The 14454-nt window shown below is 61.4% G+C and carries 15 protein-coding genes and 1 pseudogene; 3 read left to right on the top strand and 13 right to left on the bottom strand.

All coding sequences use genetic code 11. The features are described 5' to 3' along the window. Both AC1DBX_RS19355 and AC1DBX_RS19360 read left to right on the top strand, forming a co-directional pair. Window positions 1-186: pseudogene (locus tag AC1DBX_RS19355) on the top strand (hypothetical protein); the annotation flags it as partial. Between the two features lie 347 nt (window positions 187-533). Then, window positions 534-1016 carry a sensor histidine kinase gene (locus tag AC1DBX_RS19360; RefSeq protein ID WP_476932507.1) on the top strand — a complete coding sequence of 161 codons (483 nt, stop codon included), beginning with the start codon at window positions 534-536 and terminating at the stop codon, window positions 1014-1016. Window positions 1017-1872: 856 nt separating this feature from the next. On the opposite strand, the gene AC1DBX_RS19365 is transcribed toward AC1DBX_RS19360, so the two are convergent. From AC1DBX_RS19365 to AC1DBX_RS19405, 9 genes are all read right to left on the bottom strand, one after another. Continuing rightward, on the bottom strand, window positions 1873-2223 hold the full coding sequence (locus AC1DBX_RS19365; RefSeq protein WP_476932508.1) for a winged helix-turn-helix transcriptional regulator: 351 nt from the start codon (window positions 2221-2223) through the stop codon (window positions 1873-1875). Beyond that, window positions 2220-2624 carry a VOC family protein gene (locus AC1DBX_RS19370; RefSeq protein WP_476932509.1) on the bottom strand — a complete coding sequence of 135 codons (405 nt, stop codon included), beginning with the start codon at window positions 2622-2624 and terminating at the stop codon, window positions 2220-2222. The genes AC1DBX_RS19365 and AC1DBX_RS19370 overlap by 4 nt, the downstream gene beginning before the upstream one ends. Before the next feature lie 1051 nt (window positions 2625-3675). Continuing rightward, a complete protein-coding gene (locus AC1DBX_RS19375) occupies window positions 3676-3972 on the bottom strand; it encodes a GNAT family N-acetyltransferase (RefSeq protein ID WP_476932510.1) in 297 nt (98 codons plus the stop codon). Window positions 3973-4778: 806 nt separating this feature from the next. After that, entirely contained in the window at window positions 4779-5312 is a 534-nt protein-coding gene (locus tag AC1DBX_RS19380; RefSeq protein ID WP_476932511.1) for a hypothetical protein, read from the bottom strand. A 306-nt stretch (window positions 5313-5618) separates the two neighbouring features. Further along, the gene (locus AC1DBX_RS19385; protein ID WP_476932512.1) at window positions 5619-6152 is read right to left on the bottom strand and encodes a hypothetical protein; all 534 of its coding nucleotides are present in this window, start codon (window positions 6150-6152) and stop codon (window positions 5619-5621) included. Next, window positions 6097-6489, bottom strand: a complete 393-nt coding sequence (locus AC1DBX_RS19390; RefSeq protein WP_476932513.1) for a hypothetical protein — start codon at window positions 6487-6489, stop codon at window positions 6097-6099. Before AC1DBX_RS19390 ends, AC1DBX_RS19385 begins: the two co-directional genes overlap by 56 nt. Then, on the bottom strand, window positions 6486-6686 hold the full coding sequence (locus AC1DBX_RS19395; RefSeq protein ID WP_476932514.1) for a hypothetical protein: 201 nt from the start codon (window positions 6684-6686) through the stop codon (window positions 6486-6488). The genes AC1DBX_RS19390 and AC1DBX_RS19395 overlap by 4 nt, the downstream gene beginning before the upstream one ends. A gap of 161 nt (window positions 6687-6847) precedes the next feature. After that, window positions 6848-7231: a hypothetical protein gene (locus AC1DBX_RS19400; RefSeq protein ID WP_476932515.1), complete on the bottom strand. Its 384-nt coding sequence runs from the start codon at window positions 7229-7231 to the stop codon at window positions 6848-6850. Window positions 7232-8081: 850 nt separating this feature from the next. Further along, window positions 8082-9479: a hypothetical protein gene (locus AC1DBX_RS19405; RefSeq protein ID WP_476932516.1), complete on the bottom strand. Its 1398-nt coding sequence runs from the start codon at window positions 9477-9479 to the stop codon at window positions 8082-8084. A gap of 108 nt (window positions 9480-9587) precedes the next feature. Here AC1DBX_RS19405 and AC1DBX_RS19410 point away from each other — a divergent pair, with 108 nt between their 5' ends. Continuing rightward, window positions 9588-10244 (top strand): hypothetical protein, encoded by a 657-nt coding sequence (locus AC1DBX_RS19410; RefSeq protein WP_476932517.1) that lies wholly within the window; start codon window positions 9588-9590, stop codon window positions 10242-10244. Window positions 10245-10736: 492 nt separating this feature from the next. On the opposite strand, the gene AC1DBX_RS19415 is transcribed toward AC1DBX_RS19410, so the two are convergent. The 4 genes from AC1DBX_RS19415 to AC1DBX_RS19430 all read right to left on the bottom strand — a co-directional run bounded on the left by AC1DBX_RS19415 (window position 10737) and on the right by AC1DBX_RS19430 (window position 14436). Continuing rightward, window positions 10737-11351, bottom strand: coding sequence for a site-specific integrase (locus tag AC1DBX_RS19415; RefSeq protein ID WP_476932518.1), 615 nt, complete (start codon window positions 11349-11351; stop codon window positions 10737-10739). A gap of 221 nt (window positions 11352-11572) precedes the next feature. Continuing rightward, a complete protein-coding gene (locus tag AC1DBX_RS19420) occupies window positions 11573-12085 on the bottom strand; it encodes a site-specific integrase (protein WP_476932519.1) in 513 nt (170 codons plus the stop codon). Window positions 12086-12803: 718 nt separating this feature from the next. Then, window positions 12804-13970, bottom strand: a complete 1167-nt coding sequence (locus tag AC1DBX_RS19425) for a flagellar hook protein FlgE (protein ID WP_476932520.1) — start codon at window positions 13968-13970, stop codon at window positions 12804-12806. Between the two features lie 31 nt (window positions 13971-14001). Then, window positions 14002-14436: a flagellar hook assembly protein FlgD gene (locus AC1DBX_RS19430; protein ID WP_476932521.1), complete on the bottom strand. Its 435-nt coding sequence runs from the start codon at window positions 14434-14436 to the stop codon at window positions 14002-14004. Window positions 14437-14454: the final 18 nt, after the last annotated feature.

Raw genomic sequence — 14454 nt, forward strand, 5'->3', positions numbered from 1 at the left:
GCCCCAGTCAACCTGACGTACCAGTGGTACCGCTCAGGCACCGCCATCACCGGAGCAACCGCTGCCACCTACCGGCTCAACAGCGCAGACGCAGGCAAGACCCTGTCCGTCCGGGTCACCGGAACCAAAACCGGCTACACCACGGTCACACGGGCATCCGCGTCGACACTTCGAATCGTTCGCTAGGGTCTTTCGAAGCTGCCTAGTTTGATAATCAACACACCCGAGACGAGGGAAACCTCACTCCCAGCCTGATAACCCCGCACTGATAGCGGATGCTACGTCAACTAACCAGCCTGATAGTTGCGTGGGCCTTCTATTATGGCCCTACCCCTCACGCGCATGCTGCGGGCCCATACGCCCCCGACACCACTGTGGATCGGCAGGATCAGCGGGATACGGGCGGGCATCAGGAAACCCGGCGGCGCGTTCGGCCAAGGTGCCTTGTGCGGGAGAAAAGCCGAGCCCTTCAAGGTCTGGTGCCCTCGGCGCGGCACCAGAAAATGCCAACGACGCAAGCGCACAGTAAGGGTATGAAATCACTACTAAGCGACGAAGTGGTCGCCGTACGTGGCGTCCTCACCGATACTCACCCTGTCGACTTCCATGCCCTTGGCGTAACCGGTGCAATTGACCGCCTGGCGCTTCCCCTGCGCGGGAGCGGAACTGAGGTGCATCTGGAAACTCCGCACCACATGATGGAAGTAGACCGGCAATCCGCTACCCTCCTGTACCGGGCGGCGCAGGAACTCCTCAGCAACGTCTACAAATTCGCACAGGCGTCAGAGGTGACGGTCCGGCTGGGCTTCGTCACCCGAGGCATGAGCCACAGCGTTCAGCTCAAAGTGACCGACGACGGCCGCGGTTTCGACGCGCCGGCAACCATGATCGGTCGGCACACCGGCATGGGGTTGCGCCTCATGCGATTGGCCGTAGTCCTTGCCGGCGGAGAGATGATCCTCGACTCGTCCCCCGACGCGGGAACCTGCGTGACGATAACCCTGCCCCTGGACTAGCATCCTTCACCGCACATGCGAAGCGGGATGGCAGAACGGCGATGCCGGGATCTGCTTGTGGAAATGCGATCCTGGTGGGCGGCTCATGGAGCCGGGCATATCCCTGCAGTTGCTCAAGGGCATCCGGCTCGACAGGGGCGTGCGTCAGATCCATTTCCCCGGCGAGACCTTCGGCGAGGCTGTTCATGCGTCCGACGATGGGATAAAGCGTGAAGATTCGATGTGGTCACGTGACCGGTCGTAGCGATCTGGATCCGAGCCCGTCGACGTCGACACGAACAACTACGGAGAGCTTGTCGCCAGCCAACACGCTGCCTTTCGCCGGTTCGCTGCCACGCTGCAGCCACCCCAGCGAGTCGGCCGCTCCCCTGGCCCTCACCGACTAGATGACGAATCGTCCGTTGTCGGCCTTCGGTTCGCGCTGTCGTTAGACGAGCGAACAGTGCACTTAATGCAGGCTGCAGCTGTCATTGCGCGTGGTGTGGATTTCACGTTTTGCAGGCCGCGTCGGCGATCTCCTCGACAGCGTGGGTGCGTGCTGTGATTGAGACGGCCTGAACCAACTCGCCCCACCGGGCATCGTCAGTCCACGCACATCCGCGACCTTGGACGTTCAGAACACGGCGTTCATGGCGTTCCAGCCGCCCCCGACCCTGGTCCGCGTCAGGAAACCACCACGGGCATTACCCGGGTACAGCCAAAGCGTCCCCTGGCCAAAAGATCGGCCTTGCCGTCAGCATTAATATTCCCAGGACCCGCCAGCGCAGTCATGGCGTTCCAGCCACCCCCGATCCTGATCCGTGCCAGGAAACCACCACGTGTTAATCCGGGACCGCGATGAATCACACGCGGGCGCTCATACGGCACCGAGACCCGGACTCTCCTTGTGCTGCTTTGGGCCGGCAGCTGGCTCCTGGGCCGCGGACGGACCCTCCGCAGCGCCCCAGCGTGCTAGCGCGACGATCGCCTCGCGCAAGGCGAGCCCGCGATCGGTCAGCGCGTAGGCTCGGGTGTTGTGCCGGAGTGGCAGGCGGGACAGTACGCCGGCGGCCTCGAGCTCGCGCAGGCGGGTCGCGAGTATGTTCGTCGGCACTCCGAGGTCGCGCTGCAGATCGCCGTAGCGCTGTGGCCCGTCGAGCAGCCGCTCCACGACGAGCAGGGCCCACCGTGCTCCCACGATGTCGAGGGCGGCGGCGAGGTCGCTCACGTAGTCGGATCGGCGTCCGGCTTCATCCAAAACGGCGAGTAGTGGTAGCCGTCGGGGTCGTCGAACTGGCGCTGGTACATGAAGGGGTAATCGTCGGTGTCACCGATCCGCCCGCCGGCGGCGCCGGCGCGTTCGGTGAGCTCGTCGACCGCCTCCCGACTGCCGAGATCGAATGAGACCGTGACCTTCGAGGGGGTGTCGGGTCCGCCGACCAGCTCCTCGGCGCCGCCGACGCTCGCGTACATCTCGCGGCTGCCGAGCATGACGTACTGCTCAGGCGCGATGGCGAAGCATGACACGTTGTGATCGGACATCTCGGCGTTGAGGGTCCAGCCGAGGGCGGTATAGAAGGCTGTCGCGCGCTCGACGCTCTCTACCGGGCAGGTAATGAAAAGGCTCATGTGGCCTATGCTTGCAAAATGCAAGTATGACGTCAAGCCCCGGCCGCGCTTAACGATTTGCGGGCTTGTAGGAGCCTATTCAGAGGTACGGCCGAGTAATAGGGACCAGCCCGTGCGTTCGGCCTTGGTGCAGATAGGGATCCTTCAACGGACGGTTGAACTTCCCGGCTGACTTACGAGTGCTCCCAACTCAACACGGCATCACGGAGTACCGCTACCGGCATTTCGCTGCCCAGACGCAGAACCGGCAGATCCAGTTGGTCAAGCCACGCCTCGTGCGCGGCACGGCTTCGGCCGTCGAACGCCGGATCGTCGTAACCTTTTGCCCAGTCTAGGAAGTCGGACCACGCCGCCTCATCGAAATCTTGGCCGGCCCGGCGATGGGCCTCGCGGCCTCGAGGCGTCGCAATCGCTCACGATGGTCGAGCGTCAAAAAGACCACGGCGTCGCACTCTGCAACGATGCTCTCCCCCAGCCGATCATTGACCCGGACAAGACCCAGCCCTCCCGCGGGACGAAAACTTCGCGCATCAGAGACCGCCGAGTGCTCTCCGGACGCTTCTCGACATAAGGCGGGACGGTGGGCACCCAGAAATAGTCGTCGGCGTCCGCGTGAGGAACAGACCAATAGTCAGCCAACGCCCGACCGAGCGTCGTCGTACCGCTACCGCTCGCCCCCATCACATGAACCCTCGCACGCTGCATGACTCAATTATCGGTTGTGGGAAGGGCGCGAATGCATGCGGCGCGCCTTTCTCCTACGCAGCGCTGCTATCCCTTAAACCGGTGGATCTTCGGGCGCCAGGGCGTCCGATGGGGGATCCTCCACCGGGACAATGCAGTCACTCAACGCCTCAGGCGAGGGAGTCAACAAAACCGGGGGCAAGTCCCGAGGCTCAATTTAGGACGTGCCGTCAGTCAGCTTCCTGTAAACGGTCGACTATCCAGGGACGACGACGCTCGCCTGGAGCGAATCCTAAATCGGACGGCCGGAACCGGCCGGCGGGAACACGCTGAATGTTCCCACCGATCGATTGCGCGAAACGCTCATTCAACCGTCGTGCGTCGACGTTGTCGTCGAAGTGGCCATCACGATGTCGCGTTGTGGCTGCCACTCGGCGGCCGCGCTAAGGAGCGCAAGTCCTACCCCTCGTCGCCGCGCGGAGGGAACTACTGCAACAAGCTGAATGAACAGCGGGGCCGGATCGGTTCGACACGCGAGCACACAACAAAAGCCGACAGGAAAATCAGCGATCCTTGCCAGCAAAACGAGCTGCTGCCCAATCTTCGATACGTCGTCCTCGACAGAGTGAATGTTGGTTGACTCGCAGACTGTGCCTGCATCCATCGCATCCAGCGACCGTCCTGCGCCGTCTGCTCCGCCTTACGGACCAAGATCTCCGAGGTGGCAATGCCTCTAGCCCTTGCTTCCATGCGCCGAACCCTGGTTCGTGGTGCGGGGAGTAGGGATTGAACATACCCGCACACTATCAACGACGAATGGCCGCTCCGGGACCTGTCTGAGCGGGTGGCGGACTGGTCACCCCTCCCGTCGCCTGTAAGCCGGTCCCTCACCGGCCGCATCTAACGTCCTTTAGAGTCCTCGCCGTTCCAGGGCTACTGGATTCCCGTAAGACCTGCCGCAAAACGCCCGGCGAAGGTGCCCTTAACGCTACAAGGTCTCATCCCACTTCCTTTGTTTTAGGACGAGTCAGTTGAAGGAACCAGCCCTGACGACGACCAAGCCGGCCAAGTTGGTTGTGTCCAGTCCAACAGGTGAATCTCCGTTGAGAGCGTTGAGGACGTATCCCGGGGGAGATCGACGCAACCCCCGCAGTATTTGAAGGAAGTAAGGAGCGGGGAGGTGTCCTTGGTCGAGCGGTAGCGAGGCGAACATAAAATCCTCACTGATCTGGTCATCGCGAGTCAGGGTCTCTTCCACAAGATTGAATTGCAAAGATCGCCGTTCCCTCGCCTTGGACACGAGCTGTCTTGCCACAGCCTGAGGGACACCGGTCGCTTCGCTGGTCAGGAATTCCTTCAACTCCGTTGTAAGTCCGTCAACCCACGTCTTTGCACGAGGCGTCTCAGTGTCCGCTTGTGGGTCCGCGAGACTCTCCATTGGGATCGATTGTCTATATGCAATCTCCGGCTCTACGCAAGTACGGATGGGTAGAACGAAACCGATTTACGGATGCAACGCTCACACTGCTCATAGTCGGAAGGATGGTTGTTTGCACCGCATTCAACGGGCTGCCTGTAATTGGGGGAACCAAGATAAAGCGCGTAGCTCGGCGCCACTTGGAGGGCATCTGCCGTCGCATGCAGATCTTGCCACTGCTTGCCCGACCTATATCCGAAGTCGATGAACCATTCTTCGTTCTTGACCTTCTTGAGTCGCTTCGCTTGCACAAGCATGCCGAAGGATGCGCCGTCATCGCCAACCCACCACCATAACCAGTCAGCCCCGACACCTGCTCCGTGCTCTTTTAGCCGCTTATCTCCGCCCTCGTGAAGCCTGGTGAAAGGAATGACCTTCACCAAAGGGGGTACCTCGACGAGCATGATGTTGGTAACGGTTTCTTCGTCCCAGCCCAAACCGGAAGTCTCACCCTTGACCATGAGTTGATATGCAGCGTTTCGTGCTTGCTCAAGGACTTGCTGGAGAGTGGGGCTGGAGTTAGTCACCTTGTAATGATGCCAGTTTCACCACCAACAGAAGCTGCGCCTTACGTGTGGGGGCACCATCGGGCGCCGAGCCCCGTGAATCCTGCACCTACAGAGGGGACTCGGGAGAGAAGGCTGTCCCACTGCCTTGGATCCAGGATGACCCCGGTGGGACACTCTCCGCCGACCGCAAACGGCAGCCCGCCGCTTAACTTGGCCGTCCCGTATGTTGTCCCACAACCCCCGCCACAATCACCGTCACAGGTGCAATCTTCGGTACGGAGCGGGTTGCACAATCTTGCGCCGGCGCTGACCGAGCCGGGCTCGTCAGCCCACGCGGATGCCATTGTCAGCGAGGAACTCGCGGGCACGGCCCATCTGCCGGTCGGCGGAGAAGGCATACCACTGGTCGCCAAGGTTCTCGCTGTGGACGAGGTCGCGGAACCGGAAAAAGGCACCTTTGCCCTCGATCGCCCGCTCCAACCGCTCCCGGAGGGCCTCATCGTGCTGCCGCTCGGCGAAGGCTGCCATGTCCCGCCAGGCGTTCCGCGAACCGGTGCAGTTGAGCCGAAGCCAACAGTCCGGCTCCTCCTCGGCGTCGATGGCGGCACCCTCCCCGACCATCATCGGGTCAGTGGCGCTGTCGTCGTACACCTGCCCGGTGCGCAGGTCGAGATAGCCGCCGGTCGACAGCTCGGGATCCCCTTCCAGCACGGTGCTGAGCATGTCCAGGTCTACTGGCACCACTTGGCCTGTCAGCGGCTCGCGGCGCAGACCTGCCAGCAGGTCCTCTGCGAGCAGCCGGTCACCAGCGCCGCCGCGCCACGTCAGCCGGTTGATGACCGACACTGCCACCGGCATCCCGGCGTCTCTGCTTCAGCGCCATCGGTATGCCTGCCCCCACCTGTTGCAGAGCGTCATCGATGACGTGTCCCGTCACCACAGCGAGGAAGCGAGCCGCATCTGTTGCCGCGATCGCTTCACGCAGCTCGGACAGGTCGAGCCCCGGCACCTGCACCTCTGCGGGCCATGCGTGCAGCAGCATCGGGTGCGGCCGGCTCGGTCTCCCCGGCGCCCGGCTCTCCCCATCGTCAGCAGCCCACCGGCGCCCGTACTGGTCCGGGATGCTGCCCCAGCCCCAGTACGACAGGGGGACATCAGGACGGATACCCAATACCTCCACCGGGTCGACCTTCACTTCCCCGACCACACACCGGTGCATCCACGCGTCACCAAGATCGAACGTGAATTGAAACTCAGCCCCGGCCCCACCGTCCGGGCGACCTTGGCAGCAGCGATGTCGATTGGCGCGATGATCGGCCCGCAGATCGATGTGGCCATCTCGGCTCCCGTCTCTTCATCGGTGATTACCCGGCCGTCGGCCAGGGTGAACACTGACAAGTGTGAGCGGTCCCACCGGGCGAAAGCATCGTTTGATGGCATCGGCGAGATCCATGAAGGTATACGACGGTCCCACGGCGAAAATGCGCCCGGGCCACGGCCACAGCTCCTCGCCGCGACCACCGAGCAATTCCACCGTCACCGGCTCTCAGTCTTCAGTCAGCAACTTCGACTACCCGGAAACTGCCACATTGATCTGTTCGCCAGCTAACAATTAGCCAATCTGAGCGGCCCAAGGACATAGCCGCCGTGCGTGCGTCATCTAGCGATGGATACAGCCCGGTAAGCTGAATTTCACATTCTTCACTTAGCGGGTCACGTCCAACACCACAGAACACTTCTAGAGACCCCACCCCATAATCCGCCATAGCGTCAAGCAACGGATTGGCCAGATTAGGCAGAACCTGATCCACCGGCAGCACGGCCTTGGCTGAAGAGCCCACTTCCACTAGGACTACGACTAGCCCCGTCAGTCCGGCAGCCACTTTCGCGAGCATGAGTTCCCATCCAGCAATAAGAACCTCTGCACCGCTAATCATGTGGGCCAGCTCCTCACCGGGGCTCGGCTCCCCCGCAGGGATACAGGTATACCCTAGTTCAAGGCCGTCGATCGCTCCCTGTCGCCCTGCTTGGACACCCTCCGAATAGGCCGTATCGTCCTCAGACGCTACTTCCTCGGGCGGATCTATGGGCATTGATGGATCTGCGAATCCTCGTAGGAAACCCATGGCCCACGCGTCTGCGAGGCTGGGGCTCGGATTCCCGACGTAAGGATTGGATGTCATGGTATTACCCCTGATCCTGGGTTCTTATAGGACCCTTATTGGAGGCTTCGCTGGTGCATCTTGTCAATACGTCCGGGAAGTAGTTGCTTGAATCGGTCCGGTAATCGGCCGCCGTTGTTCGAGAGGCAGGGGGCAACCCCGGAACACTTCAGGTTTTCGTCAACGTTGCCACATCCAGCGTGCTGTCATGAGCGCGCAAGAAAGCGCGCTGTGGGTACGGCTGGTCTCTTGGTCAATGCAGATTAGGACCCGGTGATAAGCTCTTCTACGTTTTGGGACATCTGGACGCTGAAGCCGCGCCATTACAGGGACCTAGGACCACTCTGGGCAGCACGGAGCATTGGGCCGGAACGTGGAAAGGGCGATGTTGCTTGAGTTGCCGCGAAGGCTGATAATTCGGCATATTTTGGAAGTTTCCTTGGCATGCATTTTGCGTCACAGCTTGTTGCGCAAATAGGAGGCTCAGCTCGATTTCTCCGGTGGTCCATTGCAGGACACACTGTTTGTTGCCCTTCCAGTAAGGAGCGTTACCCATGCCTTTTGGGTCTATGGACACAGTGAACGAGCGGAGCATATGCACCGCTTAATTTCAGGGCCGTCAGCATCAGTTTGAGACCGTAAGGATAATGACTGCACCCGGGACCACCGCAACGCCAGCGGGGGGGAACTGTGCGAGTATGCGGGATTCGGGGGGGTTTGGATTCCCCAGTATCTTGAATTCTACATGTGTCCGCGATACTACAAAGATAAACTCTGCCAATTGGCGTGCCTCCGGTCCAAGCTCCTTCGCGGCGTTCGCGACGAAGGCCAGGCAATGATCAACGTCATCTAACTGGACACAGGCGAGCAGGCTGGTGAATGGATTCGCCAGTCTTCCAACAAGATTGGGCATCGTGTTAGCCGCCGGCTTGGGTAGCTCCACCTTCACCCGCTCCAGTTTCACTGGAGCCGGCTCGGGTATCGGCGTGGGAAGGGACATCGGATCAAATATCTGCGGTGGCACAAGCTGACCACGTGCAAGCGAGATGGCGTGGGTCATCACTGCATTAATAAGCTTTGTATACGTGTCTATCGAAGCGGTCAGGAGGCCTGCCTCAGGTTTTTGCTCAAAAAAAGAGGGATTTCGAAGGGCGAACTCTAGATCATTACGCGTCTGAATGTACCGGAGCTTCTTTTCTCGCGCGTCGGCGAGTGCGAAAAGAAAGTCTTCCTGTTCTTCGGGTGTTGGCAGCGGCAAGGGCAGGGTATCGTATGTCACGACTTCGGTCTCGTAGGCGGCAGCACTTGCTTTTGCAATCACAGGAAACTCTTTGAATCGTTTGACGACTTCCGCAATCTCGACGGTCGGCGATATTTCTGCACCTGACCCGGCCTTCTGGTACATTACTGCCACAAACTCGGACTTGGTATGAGACTCTGCATTCGCCTCCGTGAACTCTGCCTTGAAGCTTCCGCTTGCCACCAAGCCGTTAGCTTCGGCTTGCAAACTAGCAGCCAGTTCAGTTTGCTTACTCATCGAAACGGAGGTGATGCGGATGACCGAGGAAAACTCGCCACCCGTTTGGAGACCGCGCACGAAACTATCTCCGAACGCAGTCTTGAATTCGTCAAGACGGTTCGAATCAAGCAGAGCTTTCGCTTGTTCCGTGACCCTGAAGCCCTTGCCTCGGCGCAACGGGTTTTCGACAACGACACTAGCTACCAAAAAGGTTGAGGTGGAATTATAATTGGTCTGCTCAGAAAACCTTGCCTTCGCTGATCCCGAGTAGATGCCGTATCGCCCCTGAGCCTCGAAGGACATGCCGATCCGCTCCTGCAGTTCTTCGTGAGAGTTCACGATGGTGATAGAAGCAGACACTTCTTGCCCAGCGGCAACAGGATTCTCTTGTATAGTGAAGTCCTGAAGTGCCGATCCAACAGCAAATCCAGTGGCACTATCGAAACCCATTCCAATCTCTTCGTCATTGAAGGTGACCCTTCGGACTTGCGGGATCAGTGCCATCTCGTTTCCTCACTCCTGGTCTTTGAGCCAGTTGAGCTCGTGACCGTGTGCGTCATCCACGCGTTTCCGCGATGCGCGTAGTGTGGACCCGACTCCATCATCGCGTCAATGGTAGGCTGGATCTTCATCGCCACGGTCCCTCGCGTGGTGGCAGCCTACGCCCTCCTCGTTGCGGTGATGATCTGGAATCCCGGCACGGCTCCCTGGTGGGCCATGGCGCTGATCGCGTTCGTTGTCGTGCTGATTTCCCTGACCGGCGCCGGTCTTGCGCTCACCCTCAGGGACGGCGACAGGGCCTCCCGCAACGACCTGAGCTTCTCGGTGTTCTTCATGCCCGGTATCCTCGGGGTCCCCATGCCCTGGACCGGACACGGCCAGCATGAAAGCTACGAACAGGCCCTCCGTCGGGCGTGCATGGTGGGCACAGAAAGCTGTCTCGAGCGCCGCCTTGGCCGGGATCTACATCATCCTCAGCACCGCGCTCCGCGGAGCGGGTTTCACCGTGACGACCTCCATAATCTGGGGATCGTCGGCGTAGCCGTGATGCTCAGAAACGGCTTCATCGAGCTCACCCAGCGCCAGGCGGACCCGGAGCGGGCTCGTGAAACTGAAACCATACAGGACGCGTTACGTTCCGGGACGCTTCCCGCCACCATCGACCCGGAAGCATGGTCACTGCGTCTGAGGCGGAGGTACAAGGAGACCCGGTCAGCCATCCGGGTCGCGGCCCGCTTTCATCCTCGTGGCGGCACCGGCGGTCTATGACGCGGTGCGGGTCAATCAAGGGGCATGGTTCTTCTACGTGCTGGCCGCCTTCTTCGTCCTGCTCGCTGCCTTCATCCCCACCAAAGAACGGAAGAACCTGGCCAAGATAAAACGCCTTCTGCTGCAGCTGGACGCGGGCGCCTTCCCAAACGACGGCGGGGCTGAATGCTTCGTCGTTAAGGTCGACTATGGTGTGCTCTTTCCGGAGCCACTTAAGAAAAACCCGAGCCAAATGCCAGTTGAATCGCAGCGTTTCAACGGATGTCCACGTCCCTCCCGCGATATGCAGCCGTCTCAGGAGCCCCTGGGTAAGTTGTCCGGCGGCCGGGGTCGCGCCGAGCGATGCGAACACGGTCGGTGTCTTGCTTCCACGCGTCTGAACCGTAATCTGGCCCGACTCATGAAGTTGAGCGTTGGTGATGAAGTTGATATGGACGCCGCGGTCGTCGGCAATGCGTCGCCGGGTGACGTGGCGGTCGCTGCGAGAGGCCATCATTTCCTTCCCAGAAAGTCGTCGATTCCGAAGCGGAGGATCATCATCCCCACCTGCTGGATATACAGGATGGTTGTTGCTTCATTAGCGTGGCCAAGTGCCATGCTGGCCATCTGGACGGCGCTGCGGATATCGACCCGGTGGGGTCTTCCGTGCAGGTCCCGGCCCGGGCCGGTGGGGATCCCAAGCATGAAGAGTGCTGCCAGGTGCGTGGAATACGTGTGGCGAAGGTCGTGGGTGTGGACGTGCGGGAAGAACCTACCGTTGGCTCGTGCATTTGTTTCAGCGATGCGCGACACGTCACTGGTGATTTCCTCTGCCGTTCTGTAGGACAACGGCGCCCCGTCGGTGGCCGAGAGGAAGAGGATTGCGGGTTCGCCATCCTGGGTGAGAAGGCGTCGGCGTTCCTCGGCTGTCATTTTGTCAAAGGGCCGCTTGATGCCGTTGGTGTCAGTGATTCCACGGAAGGCAGGGGTGGGCGGTTCGGCAACCTGAATGGGATCTTTCGGCACCCATCCTCGCAGGAGCATGCGCCGCGCGCCGCGGATGTAGTCGTGGACGCGTTGCAGGTGGCAACGGAAGGCTGGGAGACGAACGTCGCGCCCCCTCTTCATGATTGCGCCGGGAAGCCACATTTCGATGAGATCGCCCGGCAGGCGCAGGTCCGGCAGCTCGTAGATGGTCAGATGTGCCAGGGTATATGCACGTGCACCGCAGGCTACGCCGAGACTGATGAAGGCTGCGTCCCGGCCCCCGGTCCGATTGATGCGTGTCGTCCGGCCGTCGGGCCCGACGCGCCAAGCCGCAGCCAGTAGTTCCGGGATCGTTGGGGGCTCTAAGGGGTGCCGTCCGCACTTTTGCGGGCAACATTTCGCCCCTCCCGCATCGAAATCTTCGGACCGTCGGGGGTACGGACGACGTCCACGGTGAACGGCACCTCGATCCCGTACGTTTCGCGGAGCCATTCATGAAATGGCCTGATCGTGCTGCGATCGCGATACCAGGTTGTGCCGGAGACCCGAGTGTCGTCGTCTACCGTGCGGTAATTGACGTAGTCGATCAAGTGGGCGTTAGTCGCGCCACGGAGCGAACAATTTCTGTCGACCAGAAACGACGCATACATGCGGAGGCTTTCCGCGTACGACTTCGCCGTCTTCGTTCCGCCGGTTTTGGCATATACGTAGGCCAGCCACTCAGTGGCGTCGTCTTCGATCAGACCGTCTACGGTCAGAACCGGCGACAAAACCGGGCGGAGGTCGAGAGGGCGTTCGCCCAGCTCAGCCGCAATGACGTCTGGGTCCCACGGGCCGCCGTATATGACCCGGACCCTCTGTGTGCCGGTTGCCACGTTACGTCTCGGTACGTGGCACGTGAGTACGCCCCGGCGCCGCCCATCGTTGGCGCGGGCCGGCGAATTCCCCCCGACCGAACCTGCGGGCAGCCGGGAAGACACTCCTGATATTCAGTTCGGGAGCGAAACTATGATGCAGAGCCAACTTGTGTCTTCCTTCCTCCCGCGGCCAGAGGCGCCTGCGGGAACTGCGGAAGGTGTGGTGACAGAATCAGAGTACCGGATGTGTCAAGCAACCGGCCCAGGCCGCGTCGTGCCGGCGGGCTCTACCGGTCAACGTCATCATGTCCGGACTCAGGTTCGGCTGCCCATGGCCAATCTTCGCCACTGGACGTTTCCGGATCCCTGGGTTTTGCGGGAGAGGACTGCCGGCAGCCTGAAGCCGGTGCGTTTTGTCCCTCCCCTGGGCGGCCCTCCCGAACTGCGCATCCCGGGCAGGGCTTCGGCTCTTTAGGATTTCGTGTCTGGCTGGTGGGGTCGATGGACCCTGCTTGCCGCACCACAAGGCTTTCTGCCAGTGCGGACGGCGCGAGTCGCAACCGTCCGCTTGCCTCCGGCCGAATAAGAAGTTCCTGCGTATTCCCCGCGGCCCGAGTCGGCAGACAATATTCTGCAGACCCGGGCGGGGCACAGGAGACACCCCTGCTCCGCAGTTGAACGCGGGGTGAAGTCGCCCACGTGAGCCGGGCAGGAGACAGCCAGTTGTTCCGTAACTTTAGCGCTTGAGCTGGGTCAGTTCCTGGAGAACCTCATCCGAGGTGGTGATGATGCGGGCGTTGGCCTGGAAACCGCGCTGCGCAACGATCAGGTTGGTGAATTCCTGGGACAGGTCCACGTTCGACATTTCCAACGAGCCGCCGGTCAGGGTGCCAAGGCCGGGGTCGCCCGCAGCACCGAGCTGCACGCCGCCGGAGTTTCCGGTTGCGACGTAGGAGGAGCCGCCGGCCTTCTCCAGGCCGCCCGGGTTGGTGAACTTGGCGAGGGCGATCTTGGCGAGGACCTGCTTGACGCCGTTGCTGAACGACCCGACCAGGGACCCGTCGCTGCCCAGCGTGTAGGACTCGAGCTTGCCGACGGGGGCACCGTTCTGGCCGCTGACGGTCAGCGAGCTCATGGCGGCGTAGCCGGAAACCTTGGAGACATCGATGGTGATGCCGTTGACGGTGACGTTGCCGCCGGCGGTGGGCTTGCCGTTCGTGTAGGTCACCGACCCGGTGGCTGTGGTGCCGTTGTCGTCGGCCGCGATGTTCCACGTGCTTCCGGCCTTGGTGAAGGTCATTGACACGCTGCGTTCAGTGCCGGCGGCGTCGTAAACCTTGACGAGACGGTCCAACTTGGTGCCGTCGACGGCGTCGCTGGGCAGGTTTCCGTCCAGCGTCACCGAGTCGGTCTTCTTGGCCACCATGGTGTTGGGGTTCAGCGTAATGTCGCCCACGGGGCCTCCCGCGTTGATCACACCGTTGGTGGCCGTCCAGCCCTGGAGGATGCCGCCGTCGGGGCTTACCAGCTGGTTGGCTGCGTCCGGGCTGAACGCGCCGGCGCGGGTGAAGAGCTGGCTGCCGCCCTTGCTGGTGACGAAGAAGCCGTCACCGGAAATCATCAGGTCGGTGGCCCTGCCGGTGCTCTGCGAAGAGCCCTGGGAGAAGTTGGTGGTGACGCCGGCAACCCGGACGCCCAGGCCGATCTGGGCGGGGTTGCTGCCGCCGGTCGCGGCCTGCGGGCCGGTGGCGCCCTGCTGCAGCTGGGACAGGGTGTCCTGGAACTGGGTGGAGGAGGCCTTGAAGCCTGCGGTGTTGACGTTGGCGATGTTGTTGCCAGTAACGTCCAGCATGGTCTGGTGGGCGCGGAGGCCCGAGATTCCGGAGTACAGCGAGCGGAGCATGGGAACTGCCTTTCTACAGGTGAAGAACTGGTTAGGATGCGGCCGGAGCGGTAAGCCCGGTGATGGAGTCGAGGGGAACGGAAAGGTCGCCGATCGTGACGGACGGAACCGATCCCGCATAGCTGACGGAACTGGCGACGCCGGTCCCGGTGGTGCCGTCCGCGAGGGTGTAGCCGACCGAGTGTCCGATCAGCTGGGCTGCCGCCGTCCGCATCTGGAGGGAGAAGCCCTCCTTGCTGTTGGTGGTCAGTTCGGTCATTTTTTCCATCATGGAGAGCTGAAGGGTCTGGCTCATCATCTGGTTGGTGTCCATGGGCGCGCTCGGGTTCTGGTTCTTGAGCTGCGTCACGAGCAGGGACATGAACACGTTGGCATCCATGGTCTGCGAGGGGGTCCGCACGGCAGAAGCCTGGGGGGCCTCCCCCGCCGCCGTTACCGGCTGGGATGCGATCGGCTGAATCGTCATAAGTCGCGTTCCTTCGTG

It is taken from the genome of Arthrobacter sp. 10N44_2 (genome assembly GCF_056394385.1).

Coding starts and splice junctions, on each gene's coding strand:
- AC1DBX_RS19370 (WP_476932509.1), bottom strand. CDS start 2,624: ATGAGCCTTTTCATTACCTGCCCGGTAGAGAGCGTCGAGCGCGCGACA.
- AC1DBX_RS19415 (WP_476932518.1), bottom strand. CDS start 11,351: ATGAAGAGGGGGCGCGACGTTCGTCTCCCAGCCTTCCGTTGCCACCTG.
- AC1DBX_RS19360 (WP_476932507.1), top strand. CDS start 534: ATGAAATCACTACTAAGCGACGAAGTGGTCGCCGTACGTGGCGTCCTC.
- AC1DBX_RS19385 (WP_476932512.1), bottom strand. CDS start 6,152: ATGCCGGTGGCAGTGTCGGTCATCAACCGGCTGACGTGGCGCGGCGGC.
- AC1DBX_RS19425 (WP_476932520.1), bottom strand. CDS start 13,970: ATGCTCCGCTCGCTGTACTCCGGAATCTCGGGCCTCCGCGCCCACCAG.
- AC1DBX_RS19375 (WP_476932510.1), bottom strand. CDS start 3,972: ATGGATGCAGGCACAGTCTGCGAGTCAACCAACATTCACTCTGTCGAG.
- AC1DBX_RS19430 (WP_476932521.1), bottom strand. CDS start 14,436: ATGACGATTCAGCCGATCGCATCCCAGCCGGTAACGGCGGCGGGGGAG.
- AC1DBX_RS19405 (WP_476932516.1), bottom strand. CDS start 9,479: ATGGCACTGATCCCGCAAGTCCGAAGGGTCACCTTCAATGACGAAGAG.
- AC1DBX_RS19410 (WP_476932517.1), top strand. CDS start 9,588: ATGGTAGGCTGGATCTTCATCGCCACGGTCCCTCGCGTGGTGGCAGCC.
- AC1DBX_RS19400 (WP_476932515.1), bottom strand. CDS start 7,231: ATGATTAGCGGTGCAGAGGTTCTTATTGCTGGATGGGAACTCATGCTC.